The sequence below is a fragment of the Microbacterium istanbulense genome, assembly GCF_037204145.1.
Lineage (GTDB): Bacteria > Actinomycetota > Actinomycetes > Actinomycetales > Microbacteriaceae > Microbacterium > Microbacterium istanbulense.
Window position 1 is genome coordinate 16,231 of sequence record NZ_JBBDGN010000018.1, and the last position, 19,696, is coordinate 35,926.

General features: G+C 68.5%; 15 protein-coding genes, 1 tRNA gene and 1 pseudogene. 9 read left to right on the forward strand and 8 right to left on the reverse strand.

What is annotated here, in order from left to right; translation table 11 throughout:
* Positions 1-421: 421 nt before the first annotated feature.
* Complete coding sequence (gene smc / locus WDU93_RS14245) at positions 422-3,958, forward strand: chromosome segregation protein SMC (protein WP_337321813.1); 3,537 nt, start codon at positions 422-424, stop codon at positions 3,956-3,958.
* 278 nt (positions 3,959-4,236) lie between these two features.
* On the opposite strand, the gene WDU93_RS14250 is transcribed toward smc, so the two are convergent.
* Positions 4,237-4,821: a histidine phosphatase family protein gene (locus WDU93_RS14250; RefSeq protein WP_337321815.1), complete on the reverse strand. Its 585-nt coding sequence runs from the start codon at positions 4,819-4,821 to the stop codon at positions 4,237-4,239.
* Between the two features lie 9 nt (positions 4,822-4,830).
* Positions 4,831-5,685 (reverse strand): Sir2 family NAD-dependent protein deacetylase, encoded by an 855-nt coding sequence (locus WDU93_RS14255; RefSeq protein WP_337321818.1) that lies wholly within the window; start codon positions 5,683-5,685, stop codon positions 4,831-4,833.
* 79 nt (positions 5,686-5,764) lie between these two features.
* Here WDU93_RS14255 and WDU93_RS14260 point away from each other — a divergent pair, with 79 nt between their 5' ends.
* Positions 5,765-6,568, forward strand: coding sequence for a TrmH family RNA methyltransferase (locus WDU93_RS14260; RefSeq protein ID WP_337321820.1), 804 nt, complete (start codon positions 5,765-5,767; stop codon positions 6,566-6,568).
* A gap of 14 nt (positions 6,569-6,582) precedes the next feature.
* Here WDU93_RS14260 and WDU93_RS14265 read toward each other — a convergent pair whose 3' ends face one another.
* Complete coding sequence (locus tag WDU93_RS14265) at positions 6,583-7,410, reverse strand: SGNH/GDSL hydrolase family protein (RefSeq protein ID WP_337321822.1); 828 nt, start codon at positions 7,408-7,410, stop codon at positions 6,583-6,585.
* Positions 7,411-7,528: 118 nt separating this feature from the next.
* On the opposite strand from WDU93_RS14265, the gene WDU93_RS14270 reads away from it, so the two are divergent.
* A complete protein-coding gene (locus tag WDU93_RS14270) occupies positions 7,529-9,280 on the forward strand; it encodes a DEAD/DEAH box helicase (protein ID WP_337321824.1) in 1,752 nt (583 codons plus the stop codon).
* Between the two features lie 113 nt (positions 9,281-9,393).
* Positions 9,394-10,488, forward strand: a complete 1,095-nt coding sequence (locus tag WDU93_RS14275) for a VIT1/CCC1 transporter family protein (RefSeq protein ID WP_337321826.1) — start codon at positions 9,394-9,396, stop codon at positions 10,486-10,488.
* Between the two features lie 72 nt (positions 10,489-10,560).
* On the opposite strand, the gene WDU93_RS14280 is transcribed toward WDU93_RS14275, so the two are convergent.
* Genes WDU93_RS14280 through WDU93_RS14290 form a run of 3 tightly spaced genes read right to left on the reverse strand, consistent with a single transcriptional unit; the run spans position 10,561 to position 13,683 of the window.
* A complete protein-coding gene (locus WDU93_RS14280; RefSeq protein ID WP_337321828.1) occupies positions 10,561-12,303 on the reverse strand; it encodes a carbohydrate-binding domain-containing protein in 1,743 nt (580 codons plus the stop codon).
* Between the two features lie 16 nt (positions 12,304-12,319).
* Positions 12,320-13,081, reverse strand: coding sequence for a polyphosphate polymerase domain-containing protein (locus tag WDU93_RS14285; protein ID WP_337321830.1), 762 nt, complete (start codon positions 13,079-13,081; stop codon positions 12,320-12,322).
* Complete coding sequence (locus WDU93_RS14290) at positions 13,078-13,683, reverse strand: DUF4956 domain-containing protein (RefSeq protein WP_337321831.1); 606 nt, start codon at positions 13,681-13,683, stop codon at positions 13,078-13,080. The genes WDU93_RS14285 and WDU93_RS14290 overlap by 4 nt, the downstream gene beginning before the upstream one ends.
* A 160-nt stretch (positions 13,684-13,843) precedes the next feature.
* Between WDU93_RS14290 and WDU93_RS14295 the strand changes: the two genes are divergently transcribed.
* From WDU93_RS14295 to WDU93_RS15255, 3 genes and pseudogenes are all read left to right on the forward strand, one after another.
* Positions 13,844-14,800, forward strand: a complete 957-nt coding sequence (locus tag WDU93_RS14295) for a phosphodiester glycosidase family protein (RefSeq protein ID WP_337321833.1) — start codon at positions 13,844-13,846, stop codon at positions 14,798-14,800.
* Positions 14,797-15,279: a glycosyltransferase family 2 protein gene (locus WDU93_RS14300; protein WP_337321835.1), complete on the forward strand. Its 483-nt coding sequence runs from the start codon at positions 14,797-14,799 to the stop codon at positions 15,277-15,279. The genes WDU93_RS14295 and WDU93_RS14300 overlap by 4 nt, the downstream gene beginning before the upstream one ends.
* A gap of 159 nt (positions 15,280-15,438) precedes the next feature.
* Positions 15,439-15,786, forward strand: a pseudogene (locus tag WDU93_RS15255) (GtrA family protein); the annotation flags it as partial.
* Positions 15,787-15,853: 67 nt separating this feature from the next.
* On the opposite strand, the gene WDU93_RS14305 reads toward WDU93_RS15255, so the two are convergent.
* A tRNA-Leu gene (locus WDU93_RS14305) sits at positions 15,854-15,938 on the reverse strand.
* Positions 15,939-16,049: 111 nt separating this feature from the next.
* On the opposite strand from WDU93_RS14305, the gene WDU93_RS14310 reads away from it, so the two are divergent.
* Together WDU93_RS14310 and WDU93_RS14315 are read left to right on the forward strand one after the other, a co-directional pair.
* Positions 16,050-17,345, forward strand: coding sequence for a M20/M25/M40 family metallo-hydrolase (locus WDU93_RS14310; protein ID WP_337321838.1), 1,296 nt, complete (start codon positions 16,050-16,052; stop codon positions 17,343-17,345).
* Positions 17,346-17,384: 39 nt separating this feature from the next.
* Positions 17,385-18,212: an undecaprenyl-diphosphate phosphatase gene (locus tag WDU93_RS14315; protein ID WP_337321840.1), complete on the forward strand. Its 828-nt coding sequence runs from the start codon at positions 17,385-17,387 to the stop codon at positions 18,210-18,212.
* A 68-nt stretch (positions 18,213-18,280) separates the two neighbouring features.
* Here the strand turns inward: WDU93_RS14315 and WDU93_RS14320 are convergent, their stop codons facing one another.
* Positions 18,281-19,591 carry an HNH endonuclease signature motif containing protein gene (locus WDU93_RS14320; protein ID WP_337321842.1) on the reverse strand — a complete coding sequence of 437 codons (1,311 nt, stop codon included), beginning with the start codon at positions 19,589-19,591 and terminating at the stop codon, positions 18,281-18,283.
* Between the last annotated feature and the right edge of the window lie 105 nt (positions 19,592-19,696).

Below are 19,696 nucleotides of genomic sequence, written 5' to 3' on the forward strand. Positions count from 1 at the left end.
CGGGAACGGGCGGGGACGTACGCAAGAGCTGCGGACGTGCAGATCACGGGCGGACGAAAAGGTCCGCGCGGATGCGGAAGGCGAGGATGCCGGCGTGGGCGAGCGGGGTGACCGAGAGCGGTTCTAACCGAGCGTCGTGCCGCCGACGGAGGTCACGGCAAACGCGGCACTGCGCGCAGAGAACGGCGACATCCGGCGTCCGGTGTGGACGGTGTGAGTCGGGGTAATCATCATCATGACCTCCTTTCAAGCGATCGGTCGCCAACGTTAGCGAGCGCTCACAGCATCCGTCAAGCATTTCCTGCGGGCGACGGCGTGTCGCGCTGCGGCTATTCGGGTCGGTGCCCGCGCGGGATCCCGCTCCAGCGGCGGGATTCCGGTAGCGTAGCGGCGTGATTCTCCCCGGACGAGCGGTGCCCGTATGCATCTGAAGAGCCTGACGCTCAAGGGCTTCAAATCGTTCGCGCAGCCGACCTCGTTCGTCTTCGAACCCGGCGTCACGTGCATCGTCGGGCCGAACGGCTCGGGCAAGTCCAACGTCGTCGACGCGCTCGCCTGGGTGATGGGGGAGCAGGGGGCCAAGACGCTCCGCGGCGGCAAGATGGAGGACGTCATCTTCGCCGGTACCTCGACTCGGGGCCCGCTCGGCCGCGCCGAGGTGCAACTGACGATCGACAACAGCGACGGCGCCCTGCCGATCGAGTACGCCGAGGTCACGATCAGTCGCACGCTGTTCCGCAACGGCTCGAGCGAGTACGCCATCAACGGCTCGAACTGCCGACTGCTCGATGTGCAAGAGCTGCTCAGCGACTCGGGTCTGGGTCGTGAGATGCACGTGATCGTCGGTCAGGGCCGGCTCGACACCGTGCTGCAGGCCTCGCCGGAGGATCGACGCGGCTTCATCGAGGAAGCCGCCGGCATCCTCAAGCACCGTCGCCGCAAGGAGAAGACGCTCCGCAAACTGGATGCGATGGAGACGAACCTCACCCGGTTGAGCGATCTCGCGGGCGAGATCCGTCGCCAGCTCAAGCCCCTCGGACGCCAGGCCGAGATCGCCCGTGAGGCGCAGGGGATCGCCGCCGTCGTCCGCGACGCCAAGGCCCGTCTGTTCGCCGACGACGTTGTCGCCCTGCGCACGGCACTCGCCGACCACACCCGCACCGAGCACGAACGCCACACCGAACGGCTGGTGCTCTCGGAGCAGCTGGATGCCGTGCGCAGCGGCATCCAGAGGCTGGAGACGCAGCAGAACTCTGCCGCAGTCGATGAGGCCCGTCGGATCGCCTTCGGGCTGGAGCAGACGCAGGAGCGCATGCGCAGCCTGTTCACCCTCGCCAACCAGCGTCTTGCGCTGCTGGGCGCCGACGACGATGACGCGGTGACGGCGATCACCGTCACGCAAGACACCATCGATGAGGCCAAGGACGAGATCACGCGCATCTCGGAGGGCCTCGGCGACGCGCAAGACGCGGCGGCGCAGGCGAGCCGTGAGGTCATGCACGCGCGGGCCGAGCTCGACACCCTCGATGTCGACATCGCCGAGCAGAGCGCGCTCGTGTCGGAGTACGACATGCGGCTGTCGGCGCTGCGCGGCAATGCGGAAGCGGCCGCATCGGCCCTCGCCGCCGTGCGCGGTGCCGTGCTGCGCCAGGAGAATGCCCTCGAGGCTGCACATACCCGGCGTCGCGAGGCCGCGGAAGCCCTCGAGGCGATCGCCGATGCGGAGGCACCCGACGGCTCCGCGGCGGAGTACACCGCCGCATACGAAGAGGCCCAACGCGCGGTCGTGGCCGCCGAGGCCGATCGGGACAGCCTGCGCGAGAGATTGCACGAAGCCGAGCGAGAGGCTGATGCGCTCACGGCAAAGGCGGCAGCACTCGGCAGTGCCCTCGCGCTCAGCGGTGGTGCGGCCGAGATCGTCGCGACCGGAGGGAACGGAGTCCGCGGTCTGGTCGGCGACGCGGTGCAGGTGCAGCCGGGCTACGAGGCCGCGGTGGCCGCGGTGCTCGGGCCGCTCGCCGAAGGTGTGCTCGTGGATGCCGCGGCCGACGCCTTTGCGTTGATCCCCGCTGCCCAGGGGCGCGGGGTGATCGACTTCGTGATCGCCGAGGGTACGACCCGGTCCGCGGTCGCCGCTGTCGAGGGAACGGTCACCGCTTCGAGTGTGGTTAAGGCGCCCGGGGGTGTGCTCGCCGTGCTCAGCCATGTCTTGATCGCCGACAACCTCGATGCCGCGCAGAGCGCGCGTGCGGCCCTGCTCGCACTCGGCGACGTGAACTCGACGATCGTGACCACCACCGGGGAAGTCGTGACCGCGCACACGGTGCGTGCCGGCTCCGGCGAGACGTCGCGTCTGGAGCTTGCCGCGGAGCGCGATGCCGCAACAGAGCGTCTGGCTGAGGTGCGGGTGATCGTCGACGCGCTCCGAGAGTCGCGGGTCGAGACCACCGAGCGCGTCGAAGACGCTCGCCGACAGTCGAAGGATGCCCTTCGGGCACTGCGCGAGCATGACGCCGCGCTGGCCACCCACACCGAGCAGCTCAACCGTGTGACGGTGCAGCATGAGGCCGCGGTCGCCGAGTGCGACCGTCTCGAGTCGGGGCTCGCTCAGGCGCAGGCCGCGGTCGCCGACGCCGAGACGGCGGCGTCGCGCACCAAGCAGGAGTTTGATGATGCAGAGTCCGCGCCGCGGCCGGTGCTCGATGCATCGGCGCGGGACGGTCTGCTGGAGGCCTTGGAGGCCGCCCGCGAGGGCGAGGTGCGGGCACGGCTCGAGATCGAGACGCTGCGTGAACGGGTTCGCGCGGCCCAGACGCGCGTCGGTTCACTCGAGCGGCAGCGTGAGCAGGAACGGGCGGCGGCAGAGGAGGCGGCACGCCGTGCGGTGATCCGTCGCGCCCAGCGCGAAGCGGCCGCCGGCGTCGCCGAGGAGGTGCCGCGTGTGCTCGATTCGCTCGATCGCTCGGTCACCGAAGCTCGCGTGGCCCTCGCCGCCGCCGAGGCGGAACGGTCGGCGCACAACGAGGAGCTGACGAGTTTCCGTGCCCAGGAAACCTCGTTGCGCGAGCGTCTCGCCGGCCTGACCGAGAGCGTGCACGGACTCGAGCTGCAGATCCACGAGAAGAAGCTGCACCTGCACAGCCTGCTGGAGCGGGTGGCCAGTGAGCTCGCCCTCGACGAAGATATTCTCGTTGCGGAATATGGCCCGGATCAGCCCGTGCCGCGCGACCCCGCCGTCGAGCCTGCGGATGACTCGGGGGATGGCGTGGACGCCACGGCGATCCCGTTCGACCGGCGCATCCAGGAGCGTCGCCTGAAGGATGCCGAGCGCAAGCTGACCCAGCTCGGGCGCGTGAACCCGCTGGCGCTCGAGGAGTTCGCAGCGCTGGAGCAGCGGCACGCGTTCCTCACCGAACAGCTGGCCGACCTGACCAAGACCCGGCAGGATCTGCTGACGATCATCGCCGAGCTCGACGAGCGGATGCAGACGATCTTCGCGGCGGCGTTCGAAGACACCAAGCAGGCGTTCGGCGAGGTGTTCCCGCTCCTGTTCCCCGGAGGATCGGGCAGCATCTCGCTGACCAATCCCGACGACATGCTGAACACCGGTATCGAGGTGGCCGTCCGCCCCGTCGGCAAGAAGATCGAGCGGTTGTCGCTGCTCTCCGGTGGCGAGCGGTCGCTGGCAGCGGTGGCGCTGCTGGTCGCGATCTTCAAGGCGCGGCCCAGCCCGTTCTACATCCTCGACGAGGTCGAGGCGGCGCTCGACGACGCCAACCTGGGGCGCCTGCTGACCGTGTTCGAGCAGCTGCGCGAGAGCTCGCAGCTGCTGATCATCACGCACCAGAAGCGCACCATGGAGATCGCCGACGCGCTGTACGGGGTGTCCATGCGACAGGACGGCGTCTCGGCCGTGGTCGGTCAGCGGGTCGGCGACCGCGCCGCCCGCGCCAGCTGACGCGGGCGGGTCGCTGAGCTGCCCCCATGGGTCGCTGAGCACTCCCATCGGTCGCTGAGCTCGTCGAAGCGCGGCCCGGGCCCTTCGACAGGCTCAGGGACCCACCTCGTTTCAGGGGTCGCCTCGCCGCGGGGCGCTGAGCGCTCCCATCGGTCGCTGAGCTTGTCGAAGCGCGGCCCGGGCCCTTCGCCCTTCGACAGGCTCAGGGACCCACGTGTGGCTCAGGGACCCAGATGCGGCTCAGGGACCCGCGTGTGGCTCAGGGACCCGGATGCGGCTCAGGCGGCGGCGGTCTCGAGCAGGCGGAGACTGCCGGGGGAGGCCTCGAAACGGTGCACCGACCCGTTGCCCAGCAACTGCCCCTCACGTGGAAGGGTGCCCCCGGAGGCGTGGTCGAGCAGCGCACGGATGACCCCACCGTGGGTGACGACGATCACCGATTCCGCGGCCGGGGCTGAACGCTCTCTCGCGTCACGGGCGATCTCGGCGAGCGCATCGAGCGCCCGATCGCGCACGGTGGCGAGCGACTCGGCGCCGGGAACTTCGCTGTGCCAGCCGCCGAACTGCGCGTGGTAGTCGACGACGAGCATGCCCTCGGCTTCGCCGAACTCGCGCTCTCGCATGTCGCGGCTGAGTTCCGGAGCCGCAAGCCCCAAGGTCTCTGCGATGATCTCGGCGGTCTGCCGGGCACGCACGAGCGGGCTGGCGTAGATGGCATGGTGCGTACCGCTCGCCAGCAGCGCCGCGGCCTCGGCCGCTTGCGCGCGCCCGGTCTCGTTCAGCGGAATGTCCGTCGACCCCTGAATGCGGCGCTCGAGGTTCCAGTCGGTCTGTCCGTGGCGTACGAGAGTGAGGAAGGTCACGCATCGAGCCTAGGGGAGTCGGCGTGCGAGCTCCCTGAGCACGGGGGTGGTCCCTCCATGGATCGTCACGTCCGCCCAGCTGTCGACGCGCGTCGGCTCGCGGTTGATGATCACCAGCGGCAGTCCGCGCCGACGCGCGCGCTCGATCACGCGGATGCCTGAGTTCACGGTCAACGACGTACCGGCCACGACCAGCGCATCTGACGCGTGCAGCAGCGACTCCGAGCCGCGGAAGCGGTCGGCAGGGATGAACTCGCCGAAGAAGACCACGTCGGGCTTAAGCATCCCGTCACACACCGTGCAGGTCGGCACCACGAACCCGTCACTGCTCTCGGGTGACACATCGCCGTCGGGATTGAGGATGACGTTCTCTGGCACACGCACCCACGGATTAAGGTCTTCGAGACGGTCTTCCACACTCCGCCGGTCGAACACCTGTCCGCACCGCAGGCACAGGATGCGCCGCATCGTGCCGTGCAGTTCGATGACATGACTGCTGCCAGCCCGCAGGTGCAACCCGTCGACGTTTTGCGTCACGACACCGGTGACCGCACCACGGAGCTCCAACTCGGCGAGCGCCTTGTGCCCACCGTTCGGTGAGATCGACGCGAACCGGCTCCAGCCGAGGTGGCCGCCGAGCCAGTACCGGCGCCGTGCGGCCTCATCGGCGAGAAAGGTCTGCGCCGTCATCGGGTTCGATCTCGGTGGCGCGCCCTCGCCGCGGTATGCGGGGATGCCAGAGTCGGTGGAAACACCTGCGCCGGTGAGCACCGCGGTGCGGCGTCCGCGCAGCAGTTCCACGGCGCGATCGATCTCATCACGGAACTGCAGAGCCTCGTCGTCGGGATGATCCGTCGTCTGCACGGGGGAAGTCTATGCCCGCAGGTCCGCCCGAAGGGCGGCGGGCGAGCGGGGTGCGGCGGTGAGCTGCCAGCATGGATGCATGCAGCTCGTGCTCCTCGCGGATCCGTCGGATCCTCGCCTCGACGACTACCGCTCGCTCACGGATGCGGCGCTGCGGCGTGTACAGGAGCCCGCTGCCGGGCTCTACATGGCCGAATCGGCCAAGGTCATCGAGCGCGCCCTGGCCGCCGGCCACCGACCGCGTTCCCTGCTCGTGCAGGAGAAGTGGATCGCTGATGCCGAGGCGCTGCTCGGCGACGCGGACGTGCCGGTCTTCGTCGTGGCTGACGAGGTGGCGGAGCAACTGACCGGGTACGCCGTGCACCGAGGCGTGCTGGCCGCGATGGAACGCCCCGCCGAGCCTCCCCTGCACGAACTGCTCCGCAGCGCGCGCCTCGTGCTGGTGCTGGAAGACATCGCGGATCCGACCAATGTCGGCGCCGCCTTCCGCGCGGCAGCAGGACTCGGCGCCGATGCCGTGCTGGTCAGCCCGCGTTGTGGCGATCCGCTGTATCGGCGCAGCGTGCGGGTGAGTATGGGCACGGTGTTTCAGGTGCCGTGGACACGGATCGGCGAATGGGCAGACGTTGCGGGTGAGCTGCACGCCCACGGATTCGACATCGCGGCGCTCGCGCTGAGCGACGATGCGGTCTCGCTCGACGCCTACGCCGCATCCCGACCCGCTCGGGTCGCCGTGGTGATGGGCACGGAGGGGGAGGGGCTGTCGGATGCCGCGCTGGCAGCATCCGACACGGTCGTCACGATTCCGATGAGCGGTGGTGTGGACTCACTCAACGTCGCATCGGCGGCCGCCGTCACGCTCTGGGCGCTCTCGCGTCCGTGAGAGCGCCCGCCGTCTCAGTCCTCCGGGTTCACGAACACGGGCGAGGGCTCGGGCCGCTTGGCCACGATGTTGTCGCCGGATGACTGATGGCGCAGGCGGCGCAGCACCCACGGCACGAGATGCTCCCGTGCCCAGCCGATGTCCTCTGCCCTGGCCTCACGCCACCGCCGGTAGGGCAGCGGGTCGGGCTGCATGGACTGCAGGTCATTGGGAACGTTGAGCGAGCGCAGCACCATGCGGGCGACCTCGTGGTGGCCGAGCGCGTTGAAGTGCAGCCGGTCGTCATCGAAGAAGCGCATGTCCTGCACGGTCTTCAAGGCCCACTGATCAGCGATGATCGCGTCGTAGCGGTCCGCGATCGTGCGCACGTTCTCGTTGTAGATGGCGACCTTGCCACGGAACGCGCGGAACACCGGCGTGAATCCGGTGTCGATGCCCGTGAACAGCACCACGGCAGCGCCGGTGGAGGCGAGCCGTGCGACGGCATCATCGAGCTGCGCGGCGATCGCATCCGGGTCGGTGCCGGGGCGGATCACATCGTTGCCACCGGCGCAGATCGAGATGAGGTCGGGCTTGAGGGCCACGGCAGGCTCGACCTGATCGGCCACGATCTGCCCGATCAGCTTGCCCCGCACCGCGAGGTTCGCATAGGCGAAGTCGTCGACGTCGCGGGCGAGAACCTCCGCCACGCGGTCCGCCCACCCACGGTGTCCACCGGGGTTGGCCTCGTCGGGATCCCCGATCCCCTCCGTGAACGAGTCACCCAGCGCGACGAAGCGGCGCCAGGGGTGCGGGCCCTCGTTCTCGACGAATGGTGTGCGCGATGCATCCTGGTCGGTCATCGTCCCCCTCTTTCCTCCGATGCGCCGACGGTGGCAGGCGCACCGCATGTGAGCCTACCCCGCTGTTCAGAGAGCGGTGCGAGCCGCGATGTCGGCACCCTGGATTATCGTTGTGGGAATGCTCTCTCCGTCTTTCCCTCAGCGTGCCCCGTGGGGTACCGCGAGCAAGCTGAGGGCATGGCAGCAAGAGGCGCTGGATGCGTATTTCCAGGCCGATCAGCGCGACTTCCTGGTGGCGGCCACCCCGGGTGCCGGAAAGACCACGTTCGCACTGACGCTCGCGGTCGAACTGCTGCGCATGGGCGAAGTCAACCGGGTGATCGTCGTCGCCCCGACCGAGCATCTCAAGACACAGTGGGCCGATGCCGCAGCACGCGTGCACATCCGCCTGGATCCGCGCTTCAAGAACAGCCACTGGGCGCCCGCCCGGCACTATCACGGCGTCGTGGTCACCTACGCCCAGGTGGCGGCAAAATCCAGCATCCACCGGCACTTGACCGAGGATGCCAAGACGCTCGTGATTCTCGATGAGGTGCACCACGGCGGAGATGCGCTCAGCTGGGGCGACGCCATCCGTGACGCGTACAGCCCGGCCAAACGCCGCCTGCTGTTGAGCGGTACGCCCTTCCGCAGCGACACGGCACCGATCCCGTTCGTCGAGTACCTGCCCGACGAATCCGGCGCGCGCGTCTCGAGCACCGACTACCGCTACGGCTACGGGCGCGCCCTCGCCGACGGCGTGGTGCGGCCGGTGCTGTTCCACATGTACTCCGGCAAGATGCGGTGGCGCACGAGCGCCGGTGACGAACTCGAGGCGCACCTGGGGCAGGACAACACCAAAGATGTCACCTCGCAGGCGTGGCGCACGGCTCTCGACCCCGAGGGCGAGTGGATGCCGGCGGTGCTGTCTGCCGCCGACCGTCGCCTCACCGAGATTCGCCACCACGTGCCGGATGCCGGTGGGCTCGTGCTTGCCACCGACCAGACGGTCGCCCGCGCCTACGCGAAGATCCTGCACAGCCTGACCGGCGAGAGCCCGACCATCGTGCTCTCCGACGATGCGACGGCGTCCGAGCGGATCGAGAAGTTCAGCGCGAACACCAACCGATGGATGGTGGCGGTGCGGATGGTGTCCGAGGGCGTCGACGTGCCGCGCCTCGCGGTCGGCGTGTACGCGACGTCGTCGTCGACCCCGCTGTTCTTCGCTCAGGCCATCGGGCGCTTCGTGCGGGCACGCCGCCGCGGCGAGGCGGCCAGTGTGTTCCTGCCCAACGTGCCCGTGCTGATGACGTTGGCCAACGAGATGGAACGTCAGCGCGACCACGCCCTCGATCGTCAGTCGAAAGACGACGACGGCCTCGACGATTCGCTGCTGGAGAGCGCGAACCGTGAAGAGGAGGCCTCTGACGCGCTCACCCAGGAGTTCAGCTACCAGGCGATCTCGTCGCTGGCGCACTTCGACCGGGTCGTCTTCGAGGGCAAGGACTTCGGGCAACTCGCCGAGCCTGGTACCCCCGAAGAGGAGGAGTTCATCGGCCTGCCCGGGCTGCTCGAGCCCGAACACGTGCACGAACTGCTGATGCAGCGTCAGTCGCGTCAGGGGCGGCTGCGCGAAGCCCGCGAGGCCCAGGAGCTTGCGGCCGGCGGCACGCAGACGACGACGCTTCCGGCCCCGCTGCACCGCACGCTGCGCGAGCAGCGCCAACTCTTGAACAGTCTCGTGGGGTTGTACGCCCGGCAGAGCGGGGAGCCGCACGGTGCCGTGCACGCCGAACTGCGACGCGTCTGCGGGGGACCAGCCGTGGCCCAGGCGACCGTGACCCAGTTGCAGTCACGCATCGACGTGCTGCGCAAGCGCGTGCGCAGCTGACCATCGCGCGGGTGTTCGGATGCCCGAAATGCTGGCAATCCGAGCCTCAGCAGGCATCGCGAGGGCGGGCGCCGGTAGCGTTGAACGGTTGTCCGAACCGACGGAGGAGAAGCATGTCAGCCCCCGCCACCGAAGCCACCCCCGCCGACCGGCGTCGCTGGGCGCGCTACCTCGTCGAGGAGCGCGCCGAGGGTGCCGTGTATCAGCGACTCGCCACGCGGCGCAGCGGTGAAGAGAAGGAGATCCTGCTCTCGCTCGCCGATGCCGAGCGCCGCCACGAGCAGCACTGGCTCGACCTGCTCGGCGGTGAGCCGGCGCGACTGCCGAAGGCGGGTCTGCGTTCCCGGCTGCTGGGATGGATGGCCGGGCGATTCGGCTCGATCTTCGTTCTCGCTCTGGCACAGAGCGCTGAGGCGCGGTCCCCCTACGACCAGGAGAAGTTCGCGACTCCCGCCATGCGTGCCGATGAGAAGGTGCACCACGAGGTCGTGCGCGGACTCGCCGCCCGCGGGCGCCGCCGCCTGTCGGGGTCGTTCCGAGCCGCCGTGTTCGGCGCGAATGACGGTCTCGTCAGTAACCTCGCCCTGGTGCTCGGTATCGGGGCGACCGGAGTGTCGGGAAGCTTCGTGCTGTTCAGCGGCATCGCCGGTCTGCTGGCCGGTGCGCTGTCGATGGGCGCGGGCGAGTTCGTCTCGGTCCGCTCTCAGCGCGAACTCCTGGCCGCGACCGAGGCCAACGGTGATGCCGACGCCACCGCCGGTGACCTGGACATCGATGAGAACGAGCTCGCGCTTGTCTATCGGGCGCGCGGGATGGATCAGGACGAGGCGCTCACTCGCGCTCGGCGCATCGTGACGGCAGCCCGTCAGGGTGTGCGGCGCGCCGCTACCGGCCCGATCGGCGTCGGCGGCGGTGCAGATCACGAGATCGTCGGATCGGATTGGACGGCGGCGATCTCCAGCTTCCTGCTGTTCGCCTCCGGCGCGATCATCCCGGTGCTGCCGTGGATCTTCGGCATGAGCGGCGGTCCGGCGATCCTCGTCGCCCTGGTGCTTGTCGGGGTCGCGCTGTTGTGCACGGGCGCGATGGTCGGCATCCTCTCCGGAGGCCCGCCCCTGCGCCGCGCGCTCCGTCAGCTCATCATCGGTTTCGGCGCCGCCGCGATCACCTACGGGCTCGGCCTGATCTTCGGTGTCAGCGCCGCCTGAGCACGAGCGCCCACATCACGCGACGATCACGGGGAGGCTGCCAGCGGCATCCTCCCCGTGATGTGTGAGCGGTCAACGATTCGGCATGTCTCCACCCCCGGGGCCGCCGCCCTGGCCACCGCCGGGGCCCATGCCGGTGCTGCCGCCCTCGCCGGCGGTGACGGTCGTGGAGGTACCGTCCACGACGACCTCATAGCTCGAGCCGCTCGTGATGCCGGCGCCCGAGTAGACGACCGTCGCGAAGGCCTTCTCGGCCGTGTACTCGGCCACCACCTCGCCGTCGGCGAGGATCTGCACCGTCGAGCCGGACTGACCGCTGGCGGTGGCGAACACCCAGCCCTGAGCCGAATCCGTGCCCGGCGTGGCCGCCATGCCCGCGCTGCCGGCCGCGAGCAGGGTGCCTCCGGTGACATCGAACGTGCCGTTCACGTCGATCGCGCCGTTGCCGTCGCGGGTCGGTCCCCAGATCGTCAGCGTGCCGGCCGACATTGTCGCGGAGCCGTTGCTGTCGAAGCCGTCGCCTTCGGCGTTGATCGTCGTCTCGCCGCCCGAGATCGTGATCGTCTCGCCGCTGTCCTGCATGCTCTCACCGCTTCCGGAGGAGGCGTTGAGTCCGTCGTCGGATGCGGTGACGTCGGCCGTGCCGTCGGCGATGGTGATCGCTGCGGCCTCGATGCCCTCGGTCGACTGGGTGATCGTGGTGTCGCCGCCGTCGAGCAGCACGGCAACGTCGGCGTGGATGCCGTCGTCGCCGGTGCTGACGGTCAGCTCGCCTCCGCTGATGTGCACTGCGCCGTCGGCGTGGACGGCATCGTCGGCGGCATCCGCGGTGACCGCGCCATCGGCCACGATCACGTACACCCCCGCCGCCAGCGCCTTCGCCGAGGCGTCGGCCGAGAGTTTGGCGCTCGCGCCGCCACCGCTCGTGGCGCTGATGTCGCCGCCGGTGATCACCAGGTCGGTGGCCGCGTCGAAGGCATCGCCACCGCTGTCGACGGTGATGTCGCCGGCCGAGATCCACAGGTAGCCCTGGGTGGCATCCTCGGTCTGGTCGCTCTTGAAACCGTCGCCGCCGGCGGTGACCTCGACGGTGCCGTCCTCGACCGTGAGCGAGTCCTTGCCGCGCAGTCCGTCGTCGGCCGCAGTGACGGTGATCGTGCCGGAGAGGATCTTCAGGTCGTCAGTGCTGGCGATGCCGTCATTGCCGTTGCCCTGCACGGTGAGTGATCCCTCGCCGCTGATGGTGAGATCGGCGTCGCTGTACAGGGCAGCGTTCACGTCGGCATCCTCGGCGTAGCTGTCGGCGTCGGAGAGCGTGTTCTCCGTACCGTCCTGCAGCACCAGGGCGACGTCATCGGCGGTGATCACGCTGAGCGCCGAGCCGGCGGTATTCGTGATCTCCGCACCGTCGAGGATGATCGTGACGACGGCGTCGTCCGGGGCCTCCACGACCACCGCACCGGCGAGAGAGCCGCTCAGGCGGTAGGTGCCGCCCGCGGTGATCGTCACGGTCGAACCGTCCACGGTTGCGCCCTCGCCGTCGATCGTGGCGCTGTCACCGCTGAGGGTCACAGCGGTCTCGGTCGTGGAGTCGGCCTCGTCTGCGGTGACCGTGGTGGCGTCGTCGTTTGCGGCGAGCACCTCCTCAGCCGTGAGGGTCGCATCGACACCGGATGTGTCGGCCGCGCTCGTCTGGGTCGTGGCCGTCGAATCGGTCGCGGCGACGCTCGTCGCGGTGCACCCGGCGAGCACGATACCGGCGAGTGTGAACGGGATCGCGGCCAGCACGATCTTCTTCTTGGTCTTGTCGAACATGTCTGTCACCTCTCGGTCAGGCGGCGGCTGCCGCTGCGGGGAAACGGCGGCGAAGGACGCGCGCCCACTTGTGGGAAGGAAGGTCGGGGCGCAGAGCGGCGAGCCCGGTGCCGTACTTGCTGATGGTTGTGGGGCGGATGCCTGCTCTCCACAGCATCCGATCGATGACGCCGGTGCGCTGACCGGACTTCGTCTCGACGATGACGAGGTCAGGCACGCTCATCACGGTGCCGTCCGCGAGTTCCCAGGACAGGCGGGTGTCGACCGTGGCCCTGCCGCCGTCGTCCGGCGCGAGCAGGGTGGTGCGGCGGTAGCGAGTCGCGAGCGTCGGCTGCAGGGTCAGCTGCTGCGGCTGGTCAATGCCCAGTTCGCGCAGGCCGGCCTCGGCGTAGTGACGGCCTTCGTCGTTCAGCGCCGTGCGCTCGTCGAAGGCGTACGCGATGCGCTCCTTGACTGTCGCGCTGCGTGCACCGCGCGTCTTCAATTCGAGGAACGCGTCTGCGGTGTCGACGTACGCCCGGGTGCGCAGTTTGAACCGCCGGCGCCGGCCGAGGGCGGCCATCCGGTAGCTGAGCAGGTCGGGGGTGTCGAAGTAGAACGACTCGTACGAGAAGGAACGCCGTTCGTCGATGGTCAGCACACGGGTATCGGCGGGCAGCCCGCCGAGAATGGCCCGGGCATCCTCCGCGCTCATCGCGTACTTACGATCGACGCGTGTCAGCAGGGCTGCGTCGCTGACGAGCTCCTCGAGGCTGATCGGAGCCAGAGCGGTGATCATCGGCTCAGCTCCGGCTGTGCGGCGCGCGCCGGGGTGCGCAGGCCGGGCGTCGGGGTGCGGACGGATGCCTGATAGCGCACGTCGACCAGCGTCGTGTCGTTGACGAGATCGATCTGCTGCACGGTGACCTGGGTGACGTGGGCGCCGAGCAGCTGCTCGAGGTGGGCGTACAGCTCGGTCTCGTCGGGGATCGCGCGGTCAACGGTCATCGTGGTGTGCCGTGAGCGCGAGAGAAGTCGGGGATGGTCGGCGACGTACATGGCTGTGACGATGAGCGTCATCAGCGCGAACGCGAGGGGAGTGAGGGTCGTCGCGAGTCCGGCGATGAGGCCGAGCGCTAGTGAGGCGAAGTAGTAGGCAACCTCACGCTGCGAGATCTCCGACGAGCGCAGACGGATGATCGACAACACGCCGAAGAGGCCCAGGCCGAGACCGACCGCCACGGCGGAACCGGCGAGCATGACCGTGACGGCGAGCACGCCGACGTTGACGCCCACGAAGGCGACCACGAGGTCGCGGCGACGATGACGGGTGAAGTAGATGCCCAGGGTGAGCACGGTGATCGCCACGATGTCGGTGGCGATCATGATGAGGGTGGGCACGAGCGGCTCCTTCGGTCGGTAGGTGGCTGACACCTATTCAGACCGGCCTCTCTATGCGAACCCTATGTGCGTTCTATGACGACTGTAGGAGTGTCGCCGAAATAGCTGATTCATAGGTTTCGGATAGCTCCGGCGTAGCGGGCATCCGTACACCGGAAGCATGACCACCACACAGAAGCGCTCGCGTCGGCGGCGCACCGTCATCGTCTCTGCCACTCTCGCCGCTGTGCTGGCCGCCGGCGGAGGGGCCGCGTGGGCCGCGGATCGGTTCCTCGTGCAGCACGTCAGCATCAGCGATGTCTCGGCCTACGAGGCCGAGAACTCCACCGTGACGGAGGAGGTGACCGCCACCACGAACGGCACGGTGGACGGAACGACCTACAGTTCGGATCAGGCTGACATCACCGTCTCGACGGTCACCACCGGCAGCGGCGACGACACGGTCACCTACTACGTGGCCGATGTCCTGCTGACGGATGCCACGGCGCTGCGCTCGGCGTTCGCCGGCGACGCCTACGGCACCAACATCACGGAGACGACCAGCGCGATCGCCGAGGACAACGGCGCGATCCTCGCGATCAACGGCGACTACTACGGCTTCCGCGACACGGGCATCGTGATCCGCAACGGCGTCGTCTACCGCGATGAAGGCGCCCGTGAGGGTCTCGCGTTCTACCTGGACGGCACGGTCGAGGTGTACGACGAGACCACCACGACAGCAGACGAACTGGTGGCGGACGGCGTGTGGAACACATTGTCGTTCGGTCCGGCGCTCGTCGCGGACGGCGCGGCGATCGCGGGTATCGAGGATGTCGAGGTCGACACGAACTTCGGCAATCACTCCATCCAGGGCGAGCAGCCCCGCACCGCGGTCGGGGTGATCGACGAGAACCATCTCGTGTTCGTCGTGGTCGACGGGCGGGCCGAAGGCTACAGCCGTGGCGTGACGATGACCGAGCTCGCCGAGATCATGATCTCGCTCGGCGCCGAGACCGCATACAACGTCGACGGAGGCGGGTCGTCGACCATGTACTTCGACGGCGAGGTCATCAACCAGCCGTCCAACGGCGGCGAGCGCGGCACCAGCGACATCCTCTACATCGCAGGGGGTGGATGATGATCGTCCTCATCCCCGCGTATGAACCCCATGTGCGGCTGGTCGAGCTGGTGCGAGAGTTGGGCGCTGAGGGGTACCGGATGCTCGTTGTCGACGACGGCAGCGGCGCGGCCTACGCCCACCACTTCGCCGAGGTCGAACACCGCGGCGTCACGGTACTGCGCCAGCCGGTCAACACCGGCAAGGCGGCTGCCCTGCGGCGGGGACTTGCGCACATCTGCGCGCACTGGCCAGGGGAGGACGTCGTCACGGCGGACAGTGACGGGCAGCACCGGCCGGAGGATACCCGCGCGGTGGCCGAGGCGCTGCGCACGGGCGACGGACTGGTGCTCGGCGGCCGCGCCTTCTCTGGCGACGTGCCCGTGCGCAGCCGCTTCGGTAACGCGGTCTCCAGGCTGCTGTTCCGCGTGAGCGCCGGAGTGGTCGTGCACGATACGCAGACCGGGCTGCGTGGCATCCCGTCGGCATTGATCCCCTAGGTTCTGGATGTGCCGGGGGAGCGGTTCGCGTGGGAGATGAATGTGCTGCTGCACGCCGCGCGCCACGGCATCCCGATCCGAGAGGTGCCGATCGCGACGGTGTATCTCGAGGGCAACGCGTCATCGCACTTCCGCCCGTTGCGGGATTCGGCTGCCGTCATGCGCCCGCTGCTGCGGTATCTCGCGGTGTCGCTGGGGTCGTTCCTGCTCGATGTTGTGGCCTTGCAGCTGCTGTTCGCGGCCACCGGGATGCTCGTGCTGTCGGTGGTCGGCGCGCGGGTGCTCAGTGGGGCGGTGAACTTCACCCTGAACCGTGCGATCGTCTTCCGTGCCGCTGGCACGGGGCCGGTCCGGCGGCAACTGGTGCGGTACCTGGTGATCGCGCTGGCGCTGCTCGCTGCGGGGTATGCGGGAATCGCGCTGCTCACGCTCTGGGGTCTGCCGCTGCTGGCTGCGAAGCTCATCACCGACGCCGCGGTCTATGTCGGCGGCTTCCTGCTGCAGCGCGGATTCGTGTTCGCCTCGAACGCGAAGAAGGCCCGGATCCAGGGATCCGAGCCTTCTGCGTATTCTGTGCGCGAGGGGGGACTTGAACCCCCACGCCCTATTCGGGCACTAGCACCTCAAGCTAGCGCGTCTACCTATTCCGCCACCCGCGCAGGTGATGAAAAGTCGTTGCCGACCGAAGAATGACATTAGCACGTTCCCCAGTGCGGTTCGAACTGAACGTGCACCCCGGGCGTGCCACGCCGGTTCGATACGCTGAGGGCATGACCGAGCCCGCGCTGCCCGAGGTCGTCGAGATCGCCCGCGACCTCATCCGCATTGACACCTCCAATTGGGGAGGTGGCAAGGCGAACGGTGAGCGTGAGGCGGCCGAGTACGTCGGCGGCTACCTCGAGGGGCTGGGGCTGACGCCCGAGTACTACGAGCCGATTCCGCGGCGCACCAACGTGATGGCCCGGGTGGCGGGGCGCAATCCGGAGCGTCCGGCGCTGGTCGTGCACGGCCACCTTGACGTGGTGCCGGCCATGGCGGAGGACTGGTCGGTCGATCCGTTCGCCGGCATCGTCAAGGACGGGATGCTGTGGGGCCGTGGCGCCGTCGACATGAAGAACATGGATGCCATGATCCTCACGGCTGTCGCGGACATGCTGCGCGCGGGGGAGCAGCCGGATCGTGATCTGATCCTCGCCTTCTTCGCCGATGAGGAGAACGGGGGCGTGGAGGGGTCTGCGCTGGTCGTACGCGACAAGCCGGAGTGGTTCCGCGGCGCGACCGAGGCCATCAGCGAGGTCGGCGGATACTCGATCACGGTCGACGATCGCCGCGCATATCTGTTGCAGGTGGGGGAGAAGGCCCTCATCTGGATTCGGCTGGTCGCGAAGGGGCGAGCCGGCCACGGCAGCCGGCTGCATGACGAGAACGCGATCACACGACTGGCGGAGGCCGTGGCGGCGATCGGTCGAACGCGCTGGCCCATCCGCCTCACGCCCACCACGCGCGCTCTGCTCGACGGGCTCAGCGCTCTGACCGGTCGCTCCAGTGACGACCCGGATGCCCTCGCCGCTGCGGCCGGCCCCGCGGAAGCCTTTCTGCGTTCGACTTTCCGCACCACGACGAACCCGACCGTCCTCAGCGCCGGCTACAAGCACAACGTGATTCCAGAGACGGCCGAGGCGTTGATCGACGTGCGGGTGATCCCGGGCACCGAAGATGATGTGCTCGCTGAGCTGCAGCAGATCGTGGGTGACGATATCGAGATCCAGACGGTGGTGCGTGACATCGGCATGGAGATCCCGTTCGCGGGTGCGCTGGTCGATGACATGGTCGCCGCACTGGGACGGCATGACCCCGGTGTGCCGGTGATCCCGTACCTGCTGGGGGCCGGCACCGATAACAAGGCACTGGCGACGCTCGACATCGCCGGTTACGGCTTCGCGCCGTTGCGGTTGCCTGCAGACCTCGACTTCACCGGGATGTTCCACGGTGTGGATGAGCGCGTGCCCGTAGACTCACTTGTCTTCGGCCAGCGCGTGCTGGCCGATCTGCTGCGCACCTGCTGATCCGGCCGCCGGCACTTCCTCCCGCTCAGAAAGCCCTGTATGCACCTGCTTGAAGCCCTCATCCTCGGGCTCGTGCAGGGACTCACCGAGTTCCTGCCGATCTCGTCCAGCGCCCACCTGCGGATCGTCGGCACGTTCCTGCCGTCTGGTGAGGACCCGGGGGCCGCGTTCACCGCGATCACGCAGATCGGCACGGAGGCTGCCGTGGTGGTCTTCTTCTGGCGCGACATCGTGCGGATCATCGGGCGCTGGTTCCGGTCACTGACGGGAAGCGTCCCTCGAAACGATCCGGATGCCCGGATGGGGTGGCTGATCATCATCGGGAGCATCCCGATCGTGGTGTTGGGGCTGCTCTTCCAGGATCAGATCGAGACAGTGTTCCGGTCGCTGTGGGTCGTCGCGACGATGTTGATCGTCTTCGGCATCCTGCTCGGCATCGCCGACTATGTCGGAGCCAAGCGGCGAAAGCTGAACGATCTCACCTACCCCGATGGGGTGGCGTTCGGGTTCGCGCAGGCGCTCGCCCTGGTGCCGGGTGTCTCGCGCTCGGGCGGCACGATCACGATGGGACTGTTCCTGGGGTACGAGCGTGCGGCAGCCGCGCGTTATGCGTTCCTGCTGGCGATTCCGGCGGTGTTCGGCAGCGGCTTCTACCAGCTGTTCAAGAGCTGGGATGAGCCTGACCAGTTCTTCACGATGGGCGAGACGCTCGCCGCCACTGGCCTCGCCTTCGTCGTTGCGCTCGGCGTGATCGCGTTCTTCATGAACTGGATCTCGAAGCGCAGCTTCCTTCCCTTCGTGATCTACCGCATTCTGCTGGGCACAGCGATCATCGTTCTGCTGTCGACCGGGGTGCTCACGCCCTGATCTGCGGAGCGTTCACGCGGTGAGCCGCGGAGGGCACGGGTCTTGAGTCGCGGCGCGTTCAGGCGCGTTCAGAATGGCGCCGGCACGGCATCTTCCGTGAAGGTGACCGTGTGTTGGGGTGGCGGTCTGTCGGTATAGATCTGCCCGGTGGGACTGGTCCACGCATAGTCTCCGCCGTCGCGTTGCTCGACCTGCCACGGCGAATGGTGCTTGAGCATGTGATGTCGACGGCAGAAGTGCCCGAGGTTGTCCGCGTTGGTGCGACCGCCGAGCGCGGCGTCGTGGTGGTGATCGATGTCGGAGGCACGGGCTGGTCGGCCGCAGCCGAGGAATCGGCAGCGCCCATCGCGCGCACGAAGATGACGCCCCAGGTGCTGACCGGGTCGGTATCGATCCACAGCAAGGAGCCCGCCGGTGATCGGGTCGGTGAGGATCCGGTCCCACCCGCTCGCCGCTCCGGCCAGCGCTCGCGCGGTGGGCAGGTCGATCGGCGTGACGCCGTCGAGCTCGGCCGGCGGACCATCGGGGCGTCCCATCAGAGTGAGCACGGGCACCGTGACGGACACGTGCCCCGTGATCGCCGCCAGCGCCGCATCCGGGGTGTCATGCCCGACGGGAGCGCCCGTCAGCAACACATCCAGTGCGATGTCGGCCCGGAGGTGGTCGGTCGTTCGAGAATCGGCCACGTGCTCCGCGTCGATCGTGCGTTCACCGGGATCGGTGCACTGCCGCGACGCTGTCTGCACGGCGCCGGCCATACTCGTGAGACGGTCGAAGGCCCCGTGGATGAGGGCCGCCGGACCGAGGATGCCGAGCTCGGCCATTCCATCGGGTCGATCATTCACCCACACGGACCTGCCCTCACGGGCATCCCCATGTCGCTCATCGAGGGAACGCGGCTGATACTGCTCGACGATCCGGCGTGCCACCGCGGTGACGCGGTTCGGAGACTCGTCCTGGGCGAACTCCACCATCCGATGCGAGTAGGCGTCCCTGGCAGCCGCGTCGTCGAGATGATCGGCGGCGTCGATAATCGCTCGGGCGTGGCTGGCGCTGATCGTGCCCGCGCCCTGTGCGGCCCACACCACCGGGAAGCGGTTCACCTTGACGTCGGCCTCGACCAGCCGCCGTTGCACCGTCCGGTCGCTGACCCGCAACGCCGCGCCCAATTCGGCCGCCGCCGTGCGCAGCGTCATATCGGCATGATCCGGATGCTCGTTCTGAGCGGCGACTTCGAGCGCCCACTTCGACCCGAGCGCGAGCACTCCGTCGCGGGCAGCCTGCAACGAACTGATGGTGCGCTCGATGGACCGCGCCATGTTGACGAGGTCACGAAGCGTCGACACCTGCTCTCGGGTCACATCCATCAGCGCTGACATGCCCACAGTCAAACAGGGGCCACCGACATTCAGAGCGGGGCGTCCTTCGTCTCGCTGCGCTCGCTCAGGAACCGTGGGGTTGTCGGGTGGGTGCTGCGCTCGCTC